A 21,070-nucleotide genomic window follows, 5' to 3' on the forward strand; every position below is an offset into this window, starting at 1 on the left:
ACTTCGACCCGGGGGCAGAACTTCTGCGCTCAAGCTTGGTTCCAGATTCGCCTCGGCGGAACGCCTACAGCGATGGCGAGCAAACATTGCGACGATCACCCAAGCTGTTCGCCGACGAGACCACAGCCCCGGTGCACGATCCGGGGCGCTGCAAGATCAAGACTGGCCAGATGTGGGCATAAAGGCGATCAGCCAGTGACAGAAGGGGTTGGACCGTCTCCCTGCCCTCCCCGAGAGACGGTCCATTTTCGCCTTAGAACCGATACTGGAGCTCTATCCCGTACGTGCGCGGGAAGTTCGGCTTCACCGTGACTCGTTGAACGCCACTGGCCGAGGGGGCTCCGGTTCGGAAGTCCTGATAGGCCAACTCATCAAAGGCATTCTTGACGTAGCCAATTACTGTGTAGCGATCGTCGGAGTCCTTCCAAAGCGCCCGGAGGTCCACGACTTCGTTCGATGGTGAGCGGAAACCCGGCTGAGCAAAAACGACGGCCTGTTGCTCGTCTGTGAAGGTGTAGGTACCCCCAAGTGTGAGATCGCCCTTAGTGAACTCGAACGTATAATTCAACCCAAGGTTAAGCTTGTTCTCCGGAGTCAGGGGGAGCCTGTTTCCGACGAGGGTCTGGGGCCGGCTGCCGTTCGGCAACACCACACCCGTAGGTCGCGCGCCCGCCTGTAGCGCCTTCGGGTCCGCTGTATCGACGAAACAGCAGCCGCTCTTGAGTTCGGTGTTGAGGTACGAATAGCTCGCGAAAATCTGCAGATGATCGATGGGAACCCACTGGGCCTCCATTTCCAGGCCCCAACTCACAGCGTCCAGGTTCAAAAACTGACTGCCGGTTGAGCCGGTGGCCGGATTTAGAACTACGGTAAGCGGGGCCTGAAAACCCTTGTAGTCCGCGTAGAACAGCGCGGAGTTCAGCTGGAAACGTCGCCCCAGATTCTTCTTCAACCCGAGTTCATAGTTGTCGACGTATTCGGGATCGGCATAGGGGAACGGCGTTAGGCCATTGGACGCAAGCCAGCCGCCAGACTTGTAGCCGCGGCTGTAGCGGGCATAGGCGTTGGTGTCGGAGTCAGGTTGCCACTGCAGCCCTAAGGTCCCCGTCCAGGCGTCATAGTCTGCGGCCAAGTCACGAGTAAGGCCGCCGTTTGCCGAAGGGCGTAGATTTGCATAGAGCGGATTGGCCAAGCAAGACGCGATGGTCGGGCCGCCACAGACGACAAACGTAGTGAAATCCACCGCGATCCCTTGTCCGATGGCGGCTGGTATCCCTGCGGCGGCCAAGATGGTGGTGGTGGTGTTGGTACGCGACACGTAGCGAGCCGAGTCTGTACCCGACTTCTCGTCAACCGTGTACCGGAGGCCACCCGTAAGCGTGAGCGTATCGGTGATATCATAGTCGATCTGAACAAAGGCCGCATAGGAGTCGACCTCCAGCGCACCTTCTACGAAGAGGTAGTTCCCCTTCGGGTTCGGCGCCGCCGGAACTCCGGTCGCCAGACTGATCGGGTTCTGAACGGCCGGATCGTTGAGGACTCGCTGGCCCTGGGGTTGCGCGTAGGTTTGATGATACTGGTACAGACCGACGATCCAGCGCAGTGGCCCGTCCGTGTTCGATGACAGGTTGATCTCATTGGAGTACCATTTCTGGTCCTCGCGGTAGAAGAACCTCTGGTCTGGCGACACGCCCGTGGCGGTGTAGGCGCCGAAAGGCGTCGCGGTCGGCACGCTGAATAGGCCGGTGCGCGATGAACGATCCTCATCCCCAGCCGTGTCGTAGACATAGGATTGGTAGCCGGCCAGATACTTGAGGGTCATGCCGCCAAGATCCCAGGTGAGATCGAAGTGCAGTCGCTCATGATTGCTGAGCTTACCTTCACTCGTCTGGTTGGTGTTGATCTTGTAGGGGTCGGTCATCGCCGGATTAATTCCTGCGAAGCCGAAGGTCGGATTGTAGTAGAGGCCAGCGTTGCCGAGGCCGGTCGGGGACGTGGTGTCGTAGCGGCTCGTGATCGACTCGTGGACGTTGCCAACGCCGAAGCTGTCATCCCAGTCGAACTTCGAATAGCGCAGGCGGGCCGTGATGTTCTCGCCGAGATCGGCTTCCAGCTGAGCCTCGACTATGTACCGTTTAACAGCGCTGGAATCGCCGGCAGGCCCGAGGTTCTCGAAGAAGCCTTCCTCTCGGCGTTCCAGAGAGCCGCCGAGGAGGAAGCGCAGGCCATCCGTGATCGGTCCTCGAACCAAGGCGTCGGTTCGCCAGGTGCCGTAGTTCCCAAGGACGGCGCGGACCTCACCATTGAAATCCTCTGTCGGACGTTTGGCGATGATGTTCAGCGCCCCGCCGATGGAATTGCGCCCGTACAGGGTGCCTTGCGGGCCGCGCAGAATCTCCGTGCGTTCGATAAACAGCGACGGCGTGCCGGCATCAAACATGGAGTTTGAGAAAATGCCGTCCGAGTACAGCGCGACGGAAGGATCCGTGCCAATAGCATTGGTCAGGCGACCAAACCCCCGGATCGAGAGGCGGTCGTTGTTGGTATAGGTGACGCTCGGCGAAACGCGCGCCAAGTCCTCGACATTAGCTACCCCTAGCAGGTCGCGCCGTTCGCTTGTATAGGCCGTTACGGCCACAGGAACATCCTGAAGGCTCTGCTCACGTTTTTCAGCCGTCACCACCAGCTCTTCAATGGTGAAGCCGGTGTCTTGCGCCCAACTAGGCGAGGCCGCAGCCAGAGCCAGCGCGGATGCGCTGCATGCGAAGGCGAGTCGCAGATTTACGTAGTTTTTCATGTTCCCTCCCAGTCCGCTAGGCGTTTTTGCCTCTATGCTGACGGTAATGGAGATTACTATAATGTCATTGACGATGGCAAACGGTCCCCGCGCCCGGCCTCTGACTGGCGGTCGCTTGTAGACTCGCGCGAGCACTTCGTTTGCTCGCGGCCAGTCGAGATGGCTACAGGCCGCCTGAGTATTGGGTGCCTTGGCGCAGCTACCGCCTTCGTCGCCGCGCGCTTTGTCTTGCATCGCCGGCGGCGGTGTTATCTTGGGGGGCCTCTCGGGGCATGCGGCGAGCCGCCAGGCCGCTCGTGACCACACGGTCGAACGCACGGCGTTTGCAAAGACGCGGGAAGACGCCCCCGAGTCGGCTCGTCTGCCGCCTCTCGGCCTGGGAGGCCCTAACGCGAGCCACAAATCCGAGGACGGTCAGAGTGCTCGACAGGTTGCGCAAAGGTCGTCACATGACAGGAACCGTTGTTCACATCGCCTGGAATTGGCCCGGCCACGATTCCAGCCTTAAATATTACTGATAGAGTCATGGAGTTGTAGCCGACGATGCCCGGAGAATCTAACGAGCTCCTCTCACAGGATGAGTTGGACAGCGGTTTGAGCCCTATGGGCGGAGGCTACCTCCTGGCCGATGTCACCCGCCTGATGCGAGCGGCTTTTGATGACAAGATGCAGGAACTCGGCCTGACCGCGTCCACTTGGCGGGTTCTGATCTACCTGCACCGTAGCGACGGCGTCTCTCAGGCGGCTTTGGCCCGGCAGCTTGAGGTCAGCCGGGCCTCGCTTGGGCAAATGATTGATCGATTGGAGCAAAGTGGGCACGTAATGCGCGCTGAACATTCAGAAGATCGGCGCGTCTGGTGCGTCCATCTCACCGCAAAGGCGTTAGCCATGATGCCCGATGTGGAGAGCAAGGCCAAGAGTTTGCACGCTTTGAGTTTTGGAAAGCTCGCCCCGAAGGACTACAAGAAACTCCTGAAGATACTCTTAGAGCTCCGCGATATCCTGGTGACGAATGAAAGCGCCGCTTGAGGTCGCTCGAAGGTCGCGGATAGGCCATCGCGCATCTGCCATGAAAAGAGGCGGCGCGGCCGGTCGTCCGCGCCGCCTAAGCTTCCCTTGGCCCCGGGAGGTAGGTCGGGGCAGCGGGGCAAGATGGGGTCACAGTGCGCATTCTCTCGGGCGAAAATCCGAATACCGGGCGAGCCTCATCGATCGACATTCTATACGCGGCCTTATCGTAAGCTACAATATGATAAATGACCTCGCGATGAGCATCGGCGATGAGGGCTATGGTCGGCCGTATTGAAATGGCCAAGCGCGGCGGGGTGCCTGGTGCGGTGAGGGCGCGGGTCGCTCCGAGGTCAGTCGTCTGCCGTTGGTGGTTCTTCCGGCCGCGGGTCGAGGCGTTCCGGCGATAGGGCGTCGCGAAGGGCGACGCGGTGACGCGCTTCGGCGGCGAGCTGTTCGAAGGCCAGATTGAAGGCGGCGACGCACGAGCTGGCGTCCAGCTGCGCCATGTCATCGCCCACCGTCTGGTCGAACTCCTGCAGCGCGATCAAGAAGGCGGTGGTGAGCTTGTTGCCGGAGGTCCTGAGGGCGAAGGCGGGGGATCTGATCAGGGCGGCGACGACGAGGCCGTAGGCGTCGGCGTCCGTGAACTCGGCGAAGGCCTTCAGACGCTCGAACTTGAGCGGGCCGACGCCGGCCTCCAGATATTCGTACGACCGCTTGCCGATGCCCATGGCGGCGGCCACCTCGGCGGTCCTGAACCGGCGGGCGCGCCGGATGAGGCGCAGCGCCATGGACAGCAGGTGCTCGATGGTCGAGGCAGAAGTCGGACGGGCCATGGCCTCGACGCGCTGGGGTAGCAACTCGGAGACGATGCAACCTCGCCTCCTTCGCCTCCACAATCAATATGCAAACAGTCGCCTGAGAAACAGATCGGGCGCCTGGTGTGTCCAGAGAACAAAATCGGCCTGATATTCCAGCGGCGGCGACTTCGAAAATAGAGAATGCGCAAGAAGTTTGCGCGGTTCGCGCAGACATTCGGCGCGTATAGAAGTGTGTAGTGGGGAGGCTAACGAATATTTTCATCGAGTCGTTCGAATTCTATTGTTGAACTTCGCTCTTCGAAGAATGGTGGATGCGTATTTGACGCTTAGGCCGCCGCGTTGGGAGGCGATATTGATTCGAGAGCGGGACCCATTCGGACGAGCGCTGGCGACCCTGAGGGTCCGCTTGCGCGCCGGCGCCTATGGTCAGGGTCAGCCGCTCGCCATCGTCGAACTGGCTCGAGAACTCGATCTCAGCCCGACGCCGGTGCGCGAAGCGCTGTCGCGACTGGCGGGGCAGGGGCTGGTGGAGGACCGGCGAGGCCGCGGCTATTTTAGTCCGAGGCTCGAGGCGCTCGACCTGGCGGAGCTCTATGACCTGAGCGCGGTGCATGTGCGCCTTGCGCTGCAGGGGCTGGACGCGGTCGGACGCCGGCGAAGGTCGCCCGACACGGTCTCCGCGCGGACCGTGCTGGAGACCCTCGGCGAGGACGCGGCCTCGCCGGACGCCTTGGCGGGGGTCTACGAGACCCTCCTCGAACACATCGTTCTGGTTGCCGGCAACCGAACCTTGCTGGTCCAGCACCGGATCACTTCCGATCGCCTTGGCCCCGCCCGCCGCGTCGAGCCCTTGGTCCTGGGCGACGTCCGCGCCGAACTGGCGGAGCTTGCGGATCGCTTCGACGCGGCCGATTGGCGCGGGGTGGACGTGGCGGCTCAAGCCGCCCTGGCCCGGCGACGCGAGGCCTCGGCCGAGATCGCCGCCGTGCTTCGCGAGCGCTATTTAAGTATATGAAATATATATCGAATATAGTTTGAATCTCTTTGCGCCGGCGCGCTCCATCGACAGGCCGCGATCCGCGGCAGTTGCAATGCAAGGAGATGGAAATGTCCAAGACCCGCACGTTCAAGGTGATCCGCATGGGCGCCGCCCGCCGCCTCACCAAGGGCATCGAAGGCGTCGGCCTGGAGCTGGCGACGTTCAAGCGGGAGGAAGGCTGACCTCCCCGCGGCGCCGGCTCGCGCCGGCGCCGCCCCTCCAGGGGCGGCCCTGAGGTCGCCCAGTGACCGCTCAAGCCAAGGCGAAACATGCTCGTCCATTTGGGTCCGGACATTCACCTGGTGGCGGTCGGTGCGGACCTGGTGGTCCTGAACATCGCGGCCGACGCCTATTTCTGCCTGCCAGACGCCGCCTGCGCGGTCGCGCCCAGCCGGGGGTACGGGTTTGAGATCGATGGAGACTTGGCCGAGGCCTTCGCCGCGGCCGGCTTCCTCGCCGGCCCCGATGACCCGCGACGTCAGCCCCTGAACCTGCCCCCGGCGTCCCGCTTCGACCTCTGCGGCCATGTCGCCGCGCCCCGCGGGTCCGACATGGGGCGGATGGCGCGCGCCTTCGGGAGCATGGTGCGCCTCTACTATGGCGCGCCCCTCAAACACCTGGTCGCCACGGCGGCGTGGGCCCGGCCCCGCCGCGCGCGCGAAGGCGACCTGGACGTGTTGGCGGATCGCGCGGCGCGGTTCGATCAGCTGCTGCCCTGGGTCCCCTTCCAGGGCGAGTGCCTGTTCCGCGCCTTCATGCTGCTACGCTTCCTGCGGCTGGGCGGCCAGGATGCAACCTGGGTGTTCGGGGTCCGCACCTGGCCGTTTCAGGCCCATTGCTGGCTACAATCGGGATCGACCGTACTGGACGACGCCGTGGAGCGGGTGCGCCCGTTCACGCCGATCTTCGCGGTCTAGGCGCGATGGGAGACTACCTCGCCTTGGCCTGGCGGGCCGAAAATCTCCTGGCCCGGACCCGCGTGGCGCAGCTGAAGCGGCGGGCCACGGCCGCCGGCGCCTACCGGGTCGTCGCCGACGAGGCGCAGTTCCTGCTGCTGGTCTGCGCCTGCCTCGCCCCGCCCGTTCGGCGGATCGGCCGGGACGGCTGGGTGGTCGGCGACCTGTTCGGCCGCGCCGGCTTCGAGCCAGCCCCGGACGTGCTCAAAGTCTGCGAGGCGGGTGGAGGAGCGCAGGCCAGGCGGCTGATCGCGCGCTATTGGGGGCGCTACGTGGCGCTGTGGCCGGACGGCGACACGCTCTCGGCCTTGCGCGATCCCTCCGGCGCGGTCGAGGCCTTGAGGTGGCGAATCGACGGCGTGACACTTGTGGCGTCGGACCTGCCGCCCGCGGATCTCCTCGGCCCCTTGGCGTGGCGGGCCGAAATCTGCTGGCCGGTCGTGGCGGGGTTTCTGTCGTCGTCCTCGGGCGCGGCCGCCGCGGAGCTTGGGCTGTCGGGTGTCGAAGCGGCCCTGCCCGGGGCGAGGCTGGGGTCCCGCAGCGTGACTGCGGGCGGAGAGCTCCTCTGGACCCCGGCCGCCTGCGCCCGCGCCGAGGCCTCGGACCCGGCCGTCCTGGTGGCGGCGGTGGATGGCGCCGCGCGCGCCTTCGCCGCCGGCGACCCGGGCGTGATCGCGGAGATCTCCGGCGGGCTGGACTCGGCCATCGTCGCCTCGGCGCTGCGCCGCGGGCCCGCCCTGGAGGTGAAGGCCTGGACGAACTTCTATGCCCGCGATCCGGAAGCCGACGAGCGGGACTTCGCGCGCGCCGTGGCCCAGCGCCTTGGGGTCGGTCTGACCGAGATCCTGAAGCCCGACCAGACCCTGACCTGCGAGGCGCTGGAGGGAATGCCCACGGGGCTGCGGCCCAGCGTCAACGGCCTGGATCGGCAGTATGACGCCGATGTCGTGCGCCTCGCCCGCGAGCATGGTGCGTGTCGCGTCCTCACCGGACAGGGGGGTGACGCGGTGTTCTTCCAGAGGGTCACGGCGCTCGCCGCGGCCGATCTGCGGGGTCGAGGCCTTGGCGCGGCGCAATGGGCCGGGGTCCTGGCCGCCATGGCGCGTAGCACGCGGCGCTCGGTCTGGTCGGTCGGCCGGGAGGCCTTATGGGGGCGCCTGGCGGGCGTGCGCCCCAAGCCCGCCGTCGCGCCGTTCGTGTCGGCCGATGCGCGCCGTCTGGCGCGCCGGCTTGGCCCCCATCCCTGGCTTGCGCGCGGCCAGGCCGTCGCGCCCGCCAAGGCCCTGCAGATCGAGGCGCTGATCTATGCCTCCGGCGCCTATGGCGCGTCGGAGCGCGGGCGGCGGATCGACCTCGTGCATCCGCTCTTGTCACAGCCGGTGATCGAAGCCTGCCTGGCGATCCCGGTGGCGGACCTGACCTGGGGCGGGCGGGTCATGGGGATCTGCGGCGGCTACCAGATTCTGGGCGCCCGGATTGCCGACCCCGAGGGCGTAGAGGGGCCATCCGGGTCGGCGGCGGGCCTGGGCCTCCTGGACATCGAGACGGTGCTGGCCGGCGACAAGGTGCTGCGCCCCGTCTCCGGCGAGCTTCACGGCGGCGCCGCGTTCCGGGGCTACGAGATGCACATCGGCCGCACGCACGGCCAGGGCCTGACGAGGCCCATGCTGACCTTCGCGGATGGCTCGCAGGGCGGCGCGGTCTCGCCCGACGGCCGGATCTCCGGCTGCTACGTCCATGGCCTGTTCGCCGACCGCAGCGCCCGCGCGGCCATCCTGGCCGGCCTGGGGGCCGCCGCCCGGGCGGGCGACCACGCCGTCGCCGTGGACACGGCGCTGGACGAGATCGCCGCTGAGCTCGAGGGCGCGCTCGATATCGCCCGCCTCGCGCGACTGGCTGGCCTCCCGGCCTGACAGACAAGCCCGAGGTTGACCAGGCGGGTATACCAAATTGAGAAATCCTCAGTCGTCGTCATTTTGCGGGTGAGACTGTCTTTGGCCTGTCATCAGGATGGGGCAATGCCTTCGGCGTACCGGAGGACCCCTCGTGCTACGCCTGCTGACGCTTTGCCTCGCGTTCCTGATCCCGACCGCGGCCTGGAGCGCCGCGCCGCTGGGTTCGGCGCAGAACCCGCTGCGGGTCGTGCTCATTCCGGCGGACGGCGGCACCGAGGACGGCACCCGCGCCGACTTCCAGCCGGTGTTCAACGCCATCACCCGCACCTCCGGCCTGCACTTCACCCTGCGGGTGGGGCAGTCCTACAACGCCGTGGTCGAGACGATGTGCAACGGCGGCGCCGACGTCGCCTTCTTCGGGCCGGTCGCCTATGTCCAGGCGCGCCGCCGCGGCTGCGCCGAACTGCTGGCAGTCTCGGTGGAGAACGGCCGCTCGACCTATTACGCGGGCCTGTTCACCAGGGCGAAGGGCCCGGTGCGCCGGCTGTCGGACGTCAAGGGGCGGCGCGTGGCCTTCGGCGACCTCAACTCCGCCTCCTCGTTCATCGCGCCGATGGCGATGCTCCTGGACGCTGGCATCGACCCGGTCCGCGACCTTGGCGCCGTGCGCCTGACGGGCAGTCACGCCAACAGCCTGGCCGCCCTGATGCAGGGACAGGCCGACGCCGCGGCGCTGTCGTTCGACTCGTTCGAGAAGGCGGTGAACCAGGGCGTGGTGTCCGGCCGCGAGGTGAGCGTCCTTGCCCGCAGCGCGCCCATCCCCAACCCCCCGCTGGGCATGAGCACCCGCCTGCCGCCGACCATGAAGGCGCGGCTGAAGCGGGCCTTCGCGACGGTCTCCAAGGCGCCTGGGGTCACGCCGGATATGATCCGCGGCTACGGCGGCAAGCGGGTGGACGGCTACGACACCGCGTTTCCGGAGCGGAGCTACGCCGCCGCCGCCGCCATGCTGGCGCGCGTCGACGATCCGCTGAAGGCGGCGATCCTGAAGAAGGCGGCCGCCCGATGAGCGCCGAGCCGCACATCGCCTTCGAAGGCGCCTCCAAGCGGTTCGCGGATGGGACCCTGGCGCTGGACGACGTCACCTTCGGCGTTCCGCGCGGCCAGGTCTGCGCGCTTGTGGGGCCGTCGGGCAGCGGGAAATCGACACTGCTGCGCGCCGTGAACGGGCTGACCGAGCTCACCGGCGGAGCCGTGCGGGTCGATGGAACGCCCGTCGACGCGGCCCACCTCTCCCAGATCCGGCGCAAGGTGGGCATGGTCCACCAACACTACGGCCTCGTGGACCGCGCCAGCGTCGCCGAGAACATGATCGCCGGTGCGATCGCCGAGATCGCCACCTGGCGTGCGCTGCTCGGCCTCTATCCGACCGCCTACCGGGCCAAGGCCTGCACGCTGCTGGCCGAGGTGGGGCTTTCGCCCGAGCACCTGACCCGGCGGGTGTCCGAGCTGTCGGGGGGGCAGCGCCAGCGAGTCGGCATCGCCCGCGCCCTGATGCTGGACCCCGAGATTCTGGTCGCGGACGAGCCGGTGGCCAGCCTGGATCCCCGGGTGAGCGTCGAGGTGCTGGACCTGATGCGCCGCGAGGCGCAGGCGCGGGGCGCGAGCGTCCTGTGCAGCCTGCACCAGGTGGATCTGGCGCGGCGTTTCGCTGATCGCATCGTGGCCCTGCGCGCCGGCCGCCTGATGTTCGACGGTCCGGCCGCCGCCTTCGACGAGGCCGCGGCGCTGTCGATCTACGGCTCGGCCGCGGAGGCGGCGCGATGAGCCTGGCGCGCGATTCTGCGGCCACGCCGGCGCCCGCCTGGCGCTTCCCGCGAGCCCTGCGTCCCCGCGTCGTGGCCGGCTGGCTTCTGCTGGTGGTCGCAATCCTGGCGTCTGCGCCGAGCGTCGAGGCGGGCCGGATGCTCCGGATGACGGGCGAGGCCATCGCGGCGTTGGCTACCGGCGGGACGTCGCAGGTCGTGGACGGCCTCGGCGCCATCGGCCGCCAGATGATCCCGCTGCAGATCTCGGAACGCCGCGAGGTCTCGCGGATCGAGGGCTTCGACCGCGACCGCCTGCCGCTCTTCTCGCGCATCGAGGTCGTCGACACCCGCACCGAGCGCCTGGATCCCGAGACGTTCCAGATGCGCGCGGTGGTCGAGCGCACTGAATACCTGGTGGAGCCGGTGGGCTACCTCGTCCGCGTCGGCGTCAAGCTCTGGGAGACCTTGATGATCGCGTTCTGGGGCACGCTGCTGGCGGTGCTCATGAGCGCCCCCCTGGCCTTCCTGTCGGCCCGGAACCTGACGCCGCACGTCTGGGTCTACGGCGGCGCGCGGGCCTTGGTCAGCCTGCTTCGCGCGGTGCCCGAGCTGGTCAGCGCGCTGTTCCTCGTCGTCGCCTACGGCTTCGGTCCGGTGGCGGGCGTCCTGGCCCTGGCGCTCCATGGCGCGGGTTTTCTCGGCAAGTTCTACGCCGAGGATGTCGAGGCGGCAGACCCCAAGCCGCAGGAAGCCCTGGCGGCCACCGGCGCGAACCGGCTGAAGGTGCTGCGCTTCGCGATCCTGCCGCAGGTGCTGCCGCAATACATCGGCTACACCCTCTACGTCCTCGACCGGAACTTCCGCATGGCCACGGTCGTCGGTCTGGTGGGGGCCGGGGGCATCGGCCAGGAGTTGAAGGGCCGGTTCGACATGTACAACTACCATCATGTCGGCACGATCCTGGTGGCCATGTTCGCGGCTGTGTTCCTGATCGATCAGGTCTCGGCCCGCCTGCGCAGGGCTCACTTCTAGCCGCCGCGACAATCTCATCATGATGTCGCTCGTGGAATGAAGAATATTCACTAGCTCGTCATGGACGCCTCACGTGAGCGTCACGGCCAGACGTCACCTTGCCCTCCAGATCAAGCGATGGGGGTCAGTGATGGACGAGACGAACCGGCGGACATTCCTCAGGCTCGCGACGGGCGCGGCGGCCGGCGGGGCGGCGATCGCCGCGATGCCGGTGGCGATCCAGCGGGCGCTGGCCCTTCCGGCGCGGCAGGTGTCCGGTACGATCCAGGACGTGAAGCACGTGGTGATCCTGATGCAGGAGAACCGGTCCTTCGATCACTACTTCGGGACCCTGCGCGGCGTGCGCGGTTTCGGCGACCGGCATCCCATTCCCCTCGTCGGCGGGCGCAACGTCTGGCGGCAGTCGGACGGCAAGCGCGAACTGCCGCCGTTCCACCTCGACACCAGCAAGACCGACGCTCTGCGCGTGCCGGGCACGCCTCACTCCTACGCCGACGCCCAGGCCGCCTGGGGGCAGGGCAAGATCGAGGAGTGGCCGCGGTTCAAGACGGCCTATTCGATGGGCTACTACCGCCGGGAGGACATCCCCTTCCAGTTCGCCTTGGCCGAGGCGTTCACGATCTGCGACGCCTACCACTGCTCGGTGACGGCCGGGACGGACCCCAACCGCATCGTCTTCTGGTCGGGATCGAGCTCGGACCCGGAGCTGCGCGCCAAGGGCGTCGACTGCACGGACGACCATGCCGAACCCGACAACTGGCGTTGCTGGGTCAAGGGCGCCCTGCCGGAGCCGGGCTACACCTACGCGGGCAACAGCCTGAAGTGGGACACCATCCCGGACGTCCTGGAGAAGGCCGGCGTTTCATGGCGGATCTACCAGGACCCCAACAACAACTGGACCGGCGCCATGCACGGCGGCCTGGCGTTCGAGAGCTTCCGGACCTGCAAGCCGGGCTCGCCGCTCTACGAGAAGGGCATGAGCCACTGGTCGCTGGAACAGCTGGCGCGCGACGTGAAGGAGGGGACGCTGCCCGCGGTGAGCTGGGTGCTTCCATCCCCGCCCTATTCCGAACATCCGAGCGCCTCGACGCCGGTGCAGGGCGCCGAGTTCACCGCCCGGGTCCTGGAGGCCCTGACCGCCAATCCCGACGTCTGGGGCAAGACCGTCTTCTTTCTCACCTTCGACGAGAACGACGGCCAGTTCGACCACCTGCCGCCGCCGGCGCCGCCGTCCTACGACGCCGAGGGCCGGCTCGCGGGGAAGTCCACTCTGGACCTGCGCGGGCACTATTTCTCGGACCCCCAACGCAAGCACATCGACGCGCGTGACACGCAGAGCGGCCTCGTCCGCCCGTTCGGCCTCGGGCCGCGGGTGCCGATGTACGTGGTCTCGCCCTGGAGCAAGGGCGGCTGGGTCAGCTCCGAGACCTTCGACCACACGTCGGTGGGCCAGTTCCTGGAGACGCGGTTCGGGGTCACGGTGCCGGGGATCAGCCCGTGGCACCGGGCGGTCTGCGGCGATCTCACCTCCGCCTTCGATTTCGCCAAGCCGAACGATCCGGTGTTCCCGGATCTGCCGGACGTCAGCGGCGCCTCGGCGGTGGTGCTGCAACACATCCAACGGCCGCGCATCATGCCGCCGGAGCAACCCCAGCCGGTGCGGGCGGAAACGGGTGTGCGGCCCTCGCGCGCCTTGCCCTACGTGCTCAACGTCAAGTCGGAGGTCGTGGCCGGCGAGGTGCGGCTCGAGTTCCGTAATGGGGGCAAGGCCGGCGCCGTGTTCCACGTCTACGACCGCCTGCATCTCGACCGCATCCCGCGGCGCTATACCGTCGAGGCCGGCAAGACGGTCTCGGACGTCTGGGCGACGGCGGGCGACGGCGGCCGCTACGACCTTTCGGTCTTCAGCCACAACGGCTTCCGCCGGGACGTGCAGGGCGAGACCGGCGGCGCGCTGGAGATCGAGGTGCGGTACCGCCCGCAGGCGCGCGAGGTGGAGCTGGAGATCCGCAACGGCTCGACCGAGGCCCAGGCGGCCGTGATCCGCCACAACGCCTACGGCGAGGCGGGCGGCGAGGTGCGCGTGCCGCCCGGGGGCCGTTCGACGCGGAAGTGGTCGGTGGCCGACGCGGGCGACTGGTACGACGTCAGCGTCACCGCGCCCGGCGTGACCCGCCGCGCGGCCGGCCGGATGGAGACCGGCGCGCACGGGATCAGCGACCCCGCCATGGGCGCCTAGGATCGGCGGATCGACGGCGACGCGCCCTCAATGAGGAACGCTCAGGCGCGGCCGCGACCGGCGGCCGCGCCTGCTGACGCATGTCCGGAATGGCTGGATACGGACGGTGCGCAAAGTTCATTTTGATGATCAAAAACGAATGAGAAATATTCACTACACCGTCACGAGACGCCCCTACTGATCCCAGCCCGACGGGAGGCCGAACGGGCCGCCCGCACCGAACGCGAGCCTCGCTCGCATGACCGGGGGATGGGTTGTCATGAAGAAGAGACACACGCCGACAGCTGCGGCCTTCGCCGCTACGCTTCTGGCCGGGTGCGCGGCGCCGGCGCTGGCCTGGGCCGCCGAGGCCGCCGGAGATGCCGACGGCACCAGCGTCAGCGAACTGCTGGTGAAGGGCAAGCGCGCCGAGCTGGGCTCGGTGAAGGCGGTCGAGGCCGTGGAGTACGGCAACTCCGTCCAGGTCGTGACCGCCGCGGACGTGGCCAAGAGCGGCGCGCTGAACTTCGCCGAACTGGCCCAGTTCCTCGTGAAGGGCGTGAACGTCGGCTACTCCCCCGACGAAGGCGAATACACGATCCGCCTGGATGGCGGCGGCGACCGCGACACCCTGGTCGTCCGCGACGGGGTGCCGCTGTACGACCGCGGCCCGGCGCTGGAGGACATCTGGGGCTCCACCACCATCGATCCGCACATGATCGAGCGCGTGGAGGTTTTCCGGGGCGGCAACAGCCTGTTCTTCGGCAGCAACGGCGGCATCGGCGTCGTCAGCCTCGTCACCAAGAAGCCGGACGGCACGCGCAAGGGAGAGCTTGGCGTCAGCTACGGCTCGTTCGAGTCACGTGAGATCTGGGGCAACTACTCGTTCCCGCTGGACGCCGACGGCCGCCACAGCGTGATGTTCTACGGCTCGATGCAGGCCACCGACGGGCCGCGGATCTTCAATCCCGACGACTTCGTGGACAACGTCCGCGCGGCCGGCGGCGTGCAGGAATACCCGCTCAACCGCAATGAAGTGGGGGTGAAGTACCTCTGGAAGATCGACGAGAGCACCGAGTTCCGGCTGAACGGCGAATACACGGAATCACAGTTCCAGGACGCCTTCCCGGACCGCGAGGTCCACTCGCCCAACACGGTCCGCTATCCCATCGTCGACGCCTCGCTGGAAAAGCGCTGGTCGCCGATGCTCTTCACCGAGGTGAACGCCTACTACAGCAACCCCAAGCTCTGGAACACCGAGCTCTACCCCGACATCTGCCTGGTCCAGGCCGGCTGCATCAACCCGGCCACCAACACCCGCGTCGCCTTCGGCGAGTGGTCGGGCAAGGTGTTCGCCAACGGCGCCAACCGGGGCTTCGGCTCCACCAACCAGCGTCGCGCCGGCTTCAAGGAATACGGCCTGACGGTCCGCAACACCGTCAACCTGGGCGAGTACATCGAGTTCGTCGCCGGCGGCCAGATCGTCCGCTACCAGGATGACTCCGCGGCCGAGTATCCGGTCGACGACGATCCGGCGACCACCACGGGCGTGTTCATCGACGCGCGGCCGAAACTGCCCTTCAGCCCCGACACCGCGATCTCGCTCGCGGTGCGCACCGATTTCCTTCCCGGGTCCGAGAAGCGGACGATCTGGAAGTTTGGCGTGCGCCAGCCGCTGCCCTACGGGTTCTACGTCCGGGCGAACGGCGGCACCTCGTACAGCCTGCCCCGGATCACCGAACTGCGGAACGAGAGCTCGACCGTCGTCGGCAACCCGAACCTGCAGACCGAGGAAACGGAGACCTACAACGGCGGCTTCGGCTACGAGCGTCGCTTCGACAGCTTTGCTGTGTCGGCGGAAGTGGGCGGCTTCAAAACCGAGATCAAGAACCGCATCCGCACCACCACCGACTTCCCGGTCCCCGCCAGCAACGGCTTCCCGGCGCGCAATACCTACTACAACGACCCCGCCGTCACCGAGATCGTAGGCGTCACCGCCGATGTGAACCTTACCGTCGGTCAGAGCTGGCGGCTGAACCTTGGCTACACGGCCCAGGATGCGGCGGCCAAGACGGGGGTGCTCAAGGGCGAGCAGATCAGCGAGACGCCGGCCTGGTTCATCAACGGCATCCTGGAATGGACCTCGCCCGACCGCCGGCTCAACGTCGCCATCATGCCGCGTCTTCAGGGCTCGGAGTTCGCCAGCGGCGGCCTGACGATCAATGGTCGCCCGCAGATCCGGAAGAACTTCGGTAAGTACACGGTCACCAACGCCACCGTGAACTACTTCCTGGGCGACGACATGCAGTACCAGCTGCAGTTCCGCGTCGTGAACGTATTCAACGAAAAATACGCGGAACGCTACGGGTTCGGGAACCAGCTCTACGGCTCGGCCTTCAATCGCGGCGAGTATACGAACCGCGACCCCAGGTACTTCTTCGGCTACCCGTTCGAAGGCAAGCCCCGCGCCTTCTACGGCACCTTCACGGCCCGCTTCTAGGCCGGCTGTCGCCGCCGCGCGCGCCCGGAGCTGCGTCCCCTCCGCAGGCCCGGACCGCGCGCGGCGGTTCATTTTTCAATCTCGCCGCCCACGCCGCAGCGGGCGCGCGTCGAACCCATCAGCGCCGGCCGGTCCCGGCGCGCGGAGTCCATTCTCTTGAATCGTCACGACATTCGGGCGACGCCGTGGGCGGCCGCCATCGAGGACGCCGTGGAGGCGCGCCGGGCCATCGCCGACGCCAAGGCGCTGCTTTTCGACTGGGACGGGTGCGCGGCCATCGCCGACCGACCCCAGGCCGCCGCGGTCGCGCTCATGGCGGCCCGGCCGGAGCGTTTCGCCATCGTCTCCAACAACACCAGCCACGGGCGAGGCTTCTTCTCCGACCGGCTGCGGGCCAACGGAATCCACGCCCCGCCGGAGCGCGTGATCCTGGCCGGGATCGAGACCCTGCTCCGGGCCCGCCAGCTCGCCCCCGAACGGACGCTGCTCCTGGCCGCCCCGCGCATGGAGGAGGCGGCCCGCCGGATGGGCCTGGAACTCGTCACCGACGAGCCGGACCTCGTGGTCCTGCTCCGCGACACCCGCTTTTCCTATGCCAAGCTGACCCAGGCGGTGAACGCCGTGCGGCGCGGGGCGCGCCTGCTGGTCGGCAACCCGGACCGGAGCCACCCCTCCGCGGAGGGCCGCGTGATGCCGGAGACCGGCTCGCTGCTGGCTGCCATCCTCGCCGGCGCCGGCCCCGGCGCCGAGCCGTTCGAAGTCGTGGGCAAGCCTCACCCGACCCTGTTCCTGCGGGCCTGCGAGGCGCTTGGCGTCCAGCCGGAGGACGCCGTGATGATCGGCGACAACCCCGAGACCGACGTGGCGGGCGCGGCCCCGCTGGGCCTTCGCTGCATCCTCGTCGACGGTCCGGGGGAGCTGACCCTGGAAGACCTGGCCGGGTGAGGGGCTTCAGAACCGCTTGCTGGAGAGGGTGTCGAAGGTGCTGCGCAGGGTCTCCGTCGCCCGGTCGTGATCGGCGAGCGCCAGGGCGGCGATCAGGGCGTCCAGGACGCAAAGCTGGGCGATCCGGCTCATCATCGCTTCGGTGCGGAAGCGGGTCTCGCGGGCCATGGTGAAGAGCACGACGTCCGCGTGGGCCTGGATGGGCGAGCGTGCATAGTTGGTGATCACCACGGTCCGCGCGCCCGCGGCCTTGGCGAGCTTGGTCGACATCACCGTCTCGTGGGTGGCGCCTGAGTGGGAGATCGTCAGCACGGCGACGCCGGGGTCCGTTCGCGAGGCGCTGATCGCCTGGATGTGGCTGTCGGTGACCGCCTTGGCGTCCAGGCCGATGCGCAGCATGCGGTAGTGCGCGTCGTCGGCGATCGGGGCCGAGGATCCGATGCCGTAGACCTCGATCCGGCGCGCGGTGCGCAGCGTCTCGACCGCCTTGGCCAGGGCCGTGTGATCCAGGACCGAGAGCGTGTCCTGCAGCGCCTGGATGCCCGAGTGGAAGATCTTGCGGCACACGACCGCCGTATCGTCGCCGATCTCCAGATCCTCGTGGATGAACTGGACCGGCCGCACGATCTCCTGCGCCAGGCTGAGCTTGAGCTGCTGGAAACCTGACAGCCCCAGCCGCTGGCAGAAGTTGATCACGCTGCCCTCGGACGCCTGGGTTTCCTCTGACAGCTCGGTGACCGACATCTTGAGGACGTCGTCGGGGCGCTCGAGTACGTAGTCGGCGATGCGCCTGGCTCCGGGGGCGAGGGTCTCCAGCACCGCCCTTATGCGGCCGAGGGCGTTGTCGACCGGCGCAAGGTCCGAGGCGCGCGCCCGTGCGGTCGGCTTCGGGGCGGCTTGATCCGGCATCGTGTCCCTCGCTGGCTCCAACGCTTGTGATGCCATCGGCGCCTGTGGGGGTCCAGGGCATGGCCGCCGTCCGCCGTGGCCGCTCGGCGCACGTCGAATCTGCTGAGAACTAGCGGCGGCATGCGACAGATTTGGAACACGCCCGCCGGTCAGTCCTCGGCGATCTCGCTGGTGCGCCGGGTTTCGGGCATGCGCAGGTAGGCGAAGAGCGACAGGGCGATCATGCCGGTGACGTACCAATAGAAGCCGCGTTCCAGCCCCACGCTTTTGAACCACAGGGCGACGTATTCGGCCGTGCCGCCGAAGACGGCGTTGGCCAGGGCGTAGGGCAGGGCGACGCCCAAGGCCCGGATGTGGGCGGGGAACAGCTCGGCCTTCACGACGGCGTTGATGGCCGTATAGCCGGTGACGATCAGCAGGGCGGCCAGTACCAGCAGGAACGCCGTGAACGAGTTGTCGGCCTGTTCCAGCAGCCGGAAGATCGGATAGGTGCCCAGGGCGCCCAGCGTCCCGAACGCGATCAGCAGCGGCTTGCGGCCGATCCGGTCGGACATCCAGCCGGCCAGCGGCTGGATCAGCATGAAGACGAACAGCGCCGCGGCCGTGACCTCGGTGGCGGCCTCGCGGCTGAAGCCGGAGGTGTTGACCAGGAATTTCTGCATGTAGGTGGAATAGGCGTAGAAGGCCAAGGTGCCGCCGGCGGTCAGCGCGATGACCAGGAACGCCTGCCGGGGATAATGCCGGAACAGGATCCAGCCGCTGGAGCCCAGGCTGGCGGTCGCCTTCACGTTCTGGAAGCTCTCGGTCTCCACGAGGCCCCGGCGGATGTAGAAGACGGCGATGGCCAGCGCCCCGCCGATCCCGAACGGGATGCGCCATCCCCAGCCTTCCAGGTCCGCCGCCGGCAGGACGGACTGGAGCACCAGCAGGACGCAGAGCGCGAGCAGTTGGCCCGAGATCAGGGTCACGTACTGGAAGCTGGAGAAGAAGCCGCGGCGGTCGCGGCCGGCCATTTCGGACAGATAGGTGGCGGAGGCGCCGTACTCGCCGCCCACCGACAGGCCCTGCAGCAGGCGGGCGAAGAGGAGGATCAGCGGCGCTACGGCGCCCGCCTGCTCATAGGTCGGCGCGACGGCGATGGTCAGCGAGCCGAGGCACATCAGCGTCACCGACAGGGTCAGCCCCGCCTTGCGGCCCTTGCGGTCGGCGTAGACCCCCATGACCCAGGCGCCCAGGGGGCGGACGATGAAGCCCACCGCGAAGACTGCCGCCGCGCTCAGGAGCTGGGCCGTCGGATCGTCGGAGGGAAAGAAGGCTGGCGCGAAATAGAGGGTGAAGGCCGAGTAGACGTACCAGTCGTACCACTCCACCAGGTTGCCGGTGGAGCCGCCGATGATGGACTTCAGGCGCCGACCGCCCGCCAAGGATTCCGACACCGCCACCCCACTCCCGACCACATGCTCTCGACGACTTGAACGGGCGGGCGCCTCACTTTCCGCCATCCGGCGCCCGCGCTTTCGCCGTGCGCGAGGGATACGCAAGGGAACCCTAGACGACGCCTCGCAAGCATGCGCCGATTGTCACATCGGTGTCGTGAAGGCGCTGATGGGGGGCCGGATATGAGCGAGCTTCTCGTTCGCCTGGAATGGTTCAAGGCCGTGGTGCTGCCGCACGAGGCGGCGGTCCGCGCGCGCCTGAAGCGGATCTGCCCGCCGGGGTTCGACGTCGACAACCTGGTGGCCGAAAGCCTGGCGCGCGCCTACCAGGCGCCGGAGTTCGGCCGGGTCACCGCCGGGCGCGCCTATCTGTTCACGGTGGCGCGGAACCTGCTGATCGACACCCTGCGGCGCGAGACCATCGTGTCATTGGACTTCGTGGCCGACCTGGACGTGCTGCGGTCAGACGAGGCGGCCGTGGAGCGGCAGCTGCAGGCTCGCGACGAACTGCGCTGGTTGCAGGCGGTGGTCGAGCGCCTCCCGACCCAGGCGCGTAAGGTGTTCCTGCTCCGCAGGGTGCACGATCTTTCGCTTGCCACCATAGCGGGACAGATGAGCTTGTCCGTTTCAACGGTCGAGAAGCATCTTGCCAAGGCGCTGAAGCTGGTGGCCGAGGCGTTGGCGGAACGTGAGGATCACGAGCTTGGGCGAACAGCCCCACGAGAGCTGCGACCGGCGGGCGACAGACGAACAGGCGGCCGCCTACGTCGCTAAGCTCGCCTGTGGGGTCAGTCCCCAGGAGCGCCAGGACATCTATGCATGGGTGGCGGCCGATCCCCGCCACGCTGTGGCGTTCGCACGTATGGAGGCCGCCTGGGACGCCTCGGCCCGCCTGCGCGCCGCGCCGCCGCCCTTGGAGATTGCGTCCGCGACGCCGCGTGCGGCCGGCAGGCCCGACCGGCGGCGGCTGATGTTCGGCGGGCTGGCTGCGGCCGGCGCGGCGGTCGCCGCCACGGTGGGCTGGCGCCTGCTCGACAATGTGGACCTGTATCGCACCGGCGTGGGCGAGCGGCGTGTGGTGGCGCTGCGGGACGGGTCCAGCGTGACGCTGAACACCGCCTCCACGGTCGAGGTCGCATACACGGACGCGGAGCGGCGCGTGCGGCTGGTGCGCGGCGAGGCGCTGTTCGATGTCGCCCATGACGCCGCGCGCCCCTTCCTGGTGGACGCCGGCTCCGCGCGGTTCCGGGCCCTCGGCACGGCGTTCAACGTGCGACTCCGGCCCGACGTGGTCGAGCTGACGGTCACCGAGGGCGTGGTCGGGGTCGTGGCGCGGGAAGGGGAGGTCAAGGCCCCGCCCGCGGCCAGGATCGCGGCGGGCGGGGGCGCCATCGTGCGGTCGGGCGCCGTCGCGCCAACTGCGCTGGACGGGCAGCACCTGCGCCAGCGTACGGCCTGGCAGGAGGGCGTGCTCGAGTTCGACGGCGAGTCGCTTGCGCAGGTCGTGGGCGAATTCAACCGCTACCGGCGTCAGCCTATCGTCATCGGCGACGCGCGTCTGGAGTCCCTGCGCATCGGCGGCCGCTTCGAGGTGGACGAGGCCGACAAGTTCCTGGCCGCCCTGACCAGCAGCTTTCCGATCGAGGTGATCGAGACCGCGGACGGCGGCGTCCTGCTGGTGGAAAGGTCGAGCTGACGATTTT

General features: G+C 67.7%; 16 protein-coding genes. 12 read left to right on the plus strand and 4 right to left on the minus strand.

The window, feature by feature from the left end:
* Window positions 1–253 precede the first annotated feature (253 nt).
* Window positions 254–2,797 (minus strand): TonB-dependent receptor, encoded by a 2,544-nt coding sequence (locus AX721_RS08285; RefSeq protein WP_068875541.1) that lies wholly within the window; start codon window positions 2,795–2,797, stop codon window positions 254–256.
* Between the two features lie 543 nt (window positions 2,798–3,340).
* Here AX721_RS08285 and AX721_RS08290 point away from each other — a divergent pair.
* The gene (locus AX721_RS08290) at window positions 3,341–3,826 is read left to right on the plus strand and encodes a MarR family winged helix-turn-helix transcriptional regulator (RefSeq protein ID WP_068875542.1); all 486 of its coding nucleotides are present in this window, start codon (window positions 3,341–3,343) and stop codon (window positions 3,824–3,826) included.
* 332 nt (window positions 3,827–4,158) lie between these two features.
* Here AX721_RS08290 and AX721_RS08295 read toward each other — a convergent pair whose 3' ends face one another.
* Window positions 4,159–4,644 carry an XRE family transcriptional regulator gene (locus AX721_RS08295; protein ID WP_156467075.1) on the minus strand — a complete coding sequence of 162 codons (486 nt, stop codon included), beginning with the start codon at window positions 4,642–4,644 and terminating at the stop codon, window positions 4,159–4,161.
* A 289-nt stretch (window positions 4,645–4,933) separates the two neighbouring features.
* Here AX721_RS08295 and AX721_RS08300 point away from each other — a divergent pair, with 289 nt between their 5' ends.
* The 9 genes from AX721_RS08300 (at window position 4,934) to AX721_RS08340 (ending at window position 17,022) form a co-directional block, all read left to right on the plus strand.
* Window positions 4,934–5,644 (plus strand): GntR family transcriptional regulator, encoded by a 711-nt coding sequence (locus AX721_RS08300; RefSeq protein ID WP_082769837.1) that lies wholly within the window; start codon window positions 4,934–4,936, stop codon window positions 5,642–5,644.
* A 293-nt stretch (window positions 5,645–5,937) separates the two neighbouring features.
* The gene (locus tag AX721_RS08305; protein ID WP_068875545.1) at window positions 5,938–6,585 is read left to right on the plus strand and encodes a lasso peptide biosynthesis B2 protein; all 648 of its coding nucleotides are present in this window, start codon (window positions 5,938–5,940) and stop codon (window positions 6,583–6,585) included.
* A 5-nt stretch (window positions 6,586–6,590) separates the two neighbouring features.
* Window positions 6,591–8,537 carry an asparagine synthase-related protein gene (locus tag AX721_RS08310; RefSeq protein ID WP_068875546.1) on the plus strand — a complete coding sequence of 649 codons (1,947 nt, stop codon included), beginning with the start codon at window positions 6,591–6,593 and terminating at the stop codon, window positions 8,535–8,537.
* A gap of 133 nt (window positions 8,538–8,670) precedes the next feature.
* Complete coding sequence (locus AX721_RS08315) at window positions 8,671–9,588, plus strand: phosphate/phosphite/phosphonate ABC transporter substrate-binding protein (RefSeq protein ID WP_197422506.1); 918 nt, start codon at window positions 8,671–8,673, stop codon at window positions 9,586–9,588.
* Window positions 9,585–10,346 (plus strand): phosphonate ABC transporter ATP-binding protein, encoded by a 762-nt coding sequence (locus AX721_RS08320; RefSeq protein WP_068875548.1) that lies wholly within the window; start codon window positions 9,585–9,587, stop codon window positions 10,344–10,346. Before AX721_RS08315 ends, AX721_RS08320 begins: the two co-directional genes overlap by 4 nt.
* A complete protein-coding gene (phnE, locus tag AX721_RS08325; protein WP_082765540.1) occupies window positions 10,343–11,359 on the plus strand; it encodes a phosphonate ABC transporter, permease protein PhnE in 1,017 nt (338 codons plus the stop codon). The genes AX721_RS08320 and phnE overlap by 4 nt, the downstream gene beginning before the upstream one ends.
* 130 nt (window positions 11,360–11,489) lie before the next feature.
* A complete protein-coding gene (locus AX721_RS08330; protein WP_068875549.1) occupies window positions 11,490–13,598 on the plus strand; it encodes a phosphocholine-specific phospholipase C in 2,109 nt (702 codons plus the stop codon).
* Window positions 13,599–13,857: 259 nt separating this feature from the next.
* Entirely contained in the window at window positions 13,858–16,077 is a 2,220-nt protein-coding gene (locus AX721_RS08335) for a TonB-dependent siderophore receptor (RefSeq protein WP_068875550.1), read from the plus strand.
* A gap of 156 nt (window positions 16,078–16,233) precedes the next feature.
* Window positions 16,234–17,022, plus strand: coding sequence for an HAD-IIA family hydrolase (locus AX721_RS08340; protein WP_068875551.1), 789 nt, complete (start codon window positions 16,234–16,236; stop codon window positions 17,020–17,022).
* Between the two features lie 6 nt (window positions 17,023–17,028).
* Here AX721_RS08340 and AX721_RS08345 read toward each other — a convergent pair whose 3' ends face one another.
* Together AX721_RS08345 and AX721_RS08350 are read right to left on the minus strand one after the other, a co-directional pair.
* Window positions 17,029–17,931, minus strand: a complete 903-nt coding sequence (locus tag AX721_RS08345; protein ID WP_068875552.1) for a MurR/RpiR family transcriptional regulator — start codon at window positions 17,929–17,931, stop codon at window positions 17,029–17,031.
* Between the two features lie 149 nt (window positions 17,932–18,080).
* The gene (locus AX721_RS08350; protein ID WP_068875553.1) at window positions 18,081–19,373 is read right to left on the minus strand and encodes an MFS transporter; all 1,293 of its coding nucleotides are present in this window, start codon (window positions 19,371–19,373) and stop codon (window positions 18,081–18,083) included.
* Window positions 19,374–19,550: 177 nt separating this feature from the next.
* On the opposite strand from AX721_RS08350, the gene AX721_RS08355 reads away from it, so the two are divergent.
* Both AX721_RS08355 and AX721_RS08360 read left to right on the plus strand, forming a co-directional pair.
* The gene (locus AX721_RS08355) at window positions 19,551–20,141 is read left to right on the plus strand and encodes an RNA polymerase sigma factor (protein ID WP_068875554.1); all 591 of its coding nucleotides are present in this window, start codon (window positions 19,551–19,553) and stop codon (window positions 20,139–20,141) included.
* Complete coding sequence (locus AX721_RS08360; protein ID WP_082765537.1) at window positions 20,071–21,063, plus strand: FecR domain-containing protein; 993 nt, start codon at window positions 20,071–20,073, stop codon at window positions 21,061–21,063. Before AX721_RS08355 ends, AX721_RS08360 begins: the two co-directional genes overlap by 71 nt.
* Window positions 21,064–21,070: the final 7 nt, after the last annotated feature.

The sequence above is a fragment of the Phenylobacterium sp. CCH9-H3 genome (assembly GCF_001557235.1).
Taxonomy (GTDB): Bacteria; Pseudomonadota; Alphaproteobacteria; order Caulobacterales; family Caulobacteraceae; genus Phenylobacterium.

What these genes read in the sequence shown, in the direction of transcription:
- AX721_RS08285 (WP_068875541.1), bottom strand. Translation starts at nt 2,797, where the DNA reads ATGAAAAACTACGTAAATCTGCGACTCGCCTTCGCATGCAGCGCATCC.
- AX721_RS08290 (WP_068875542.1), top strand. Translation starts at nt 3,341, where the DNA reads ATGCCCGGAGAATCTAACGAGCTCCTCTCACAGGATGAGTTGGACAGC.
- AX721_RS08295 (WP_156467075.1), bottom strand. Translation starts at nt 4,644, where the DNA reads ATGGCCCGTCCGACTTCTGCCTCGACCATCGAGCACCTGCTGTCCATG.
- AX721_RS08300 (WP_082769837.1), top strand. Translation starts at nt 4,934, where the DNA reads ATGGTGGATGCGTATTTGACGCTTAGGCCGCCGCGTTGGGAGGCGATA.
- AX721_RS08305 (WP_068875545.1), top strand. Translation starts at nt 5,938, where the DNA reads ATGCTCGTCCATTTGGGTCCGGACATTCACCTGGTGGCGGTCGGTGCG.
- AX721_RS08310 (WP_068875546.1), top strand. Translation starts at nt 6,591, where the DNA reads ATGGGAGACTACCTCGCCTTGGCCTGGCGGGCCGAAAATCTCCTGGCC.
- AX721_RS08320 (WP_068875548.1), top strand. Translation starts at nt 9,585, where the DNA reads ATGAGCGCCGAGCCGCACATCGCCTTCGAAGGCGCCTCCAAGCGGTTC.
- phnE (WP_082765540.1), top strand. Translation starts at nt 10,343, where the DNA reads ATGAGCCTGGCGCGCGATTCTGCGGCCACGCCGGCGCCCGCCTGGCGC.
- AX721_RS08330 (WP_068875549.1), top strand. Translation starts at nt 11,490, where the DNA reads ATGGACGAGACGAACCGGCGGACATTCCTCAGGCTCGCGACGGGCGCG.
- AX721_RS08335 (WP_068875550.1), top strand. Translation starts at nt 13,858, where the DNA reads ATGAAGAAGAGACACACGCCGACAGCTGCGGCCTTCGCCGCTACGCTT.
- AX721_RS08345 (WP_068875552.1), bottom strand. Translation starts at nt 17,931, where the DNA reads ATGCCGGATCAAGCCGCCCCGAAGCCGACCGCACGGGCGCGCGCCTCG.
- AX721_RS08355 (WP_068875554.1), top strand. Translation starts at nt 19,551, where the DNA reads ATGAGCGAGCTTCTCGTTCGCCTGGAATGGTTCAAGGCCGTGGTGCTG.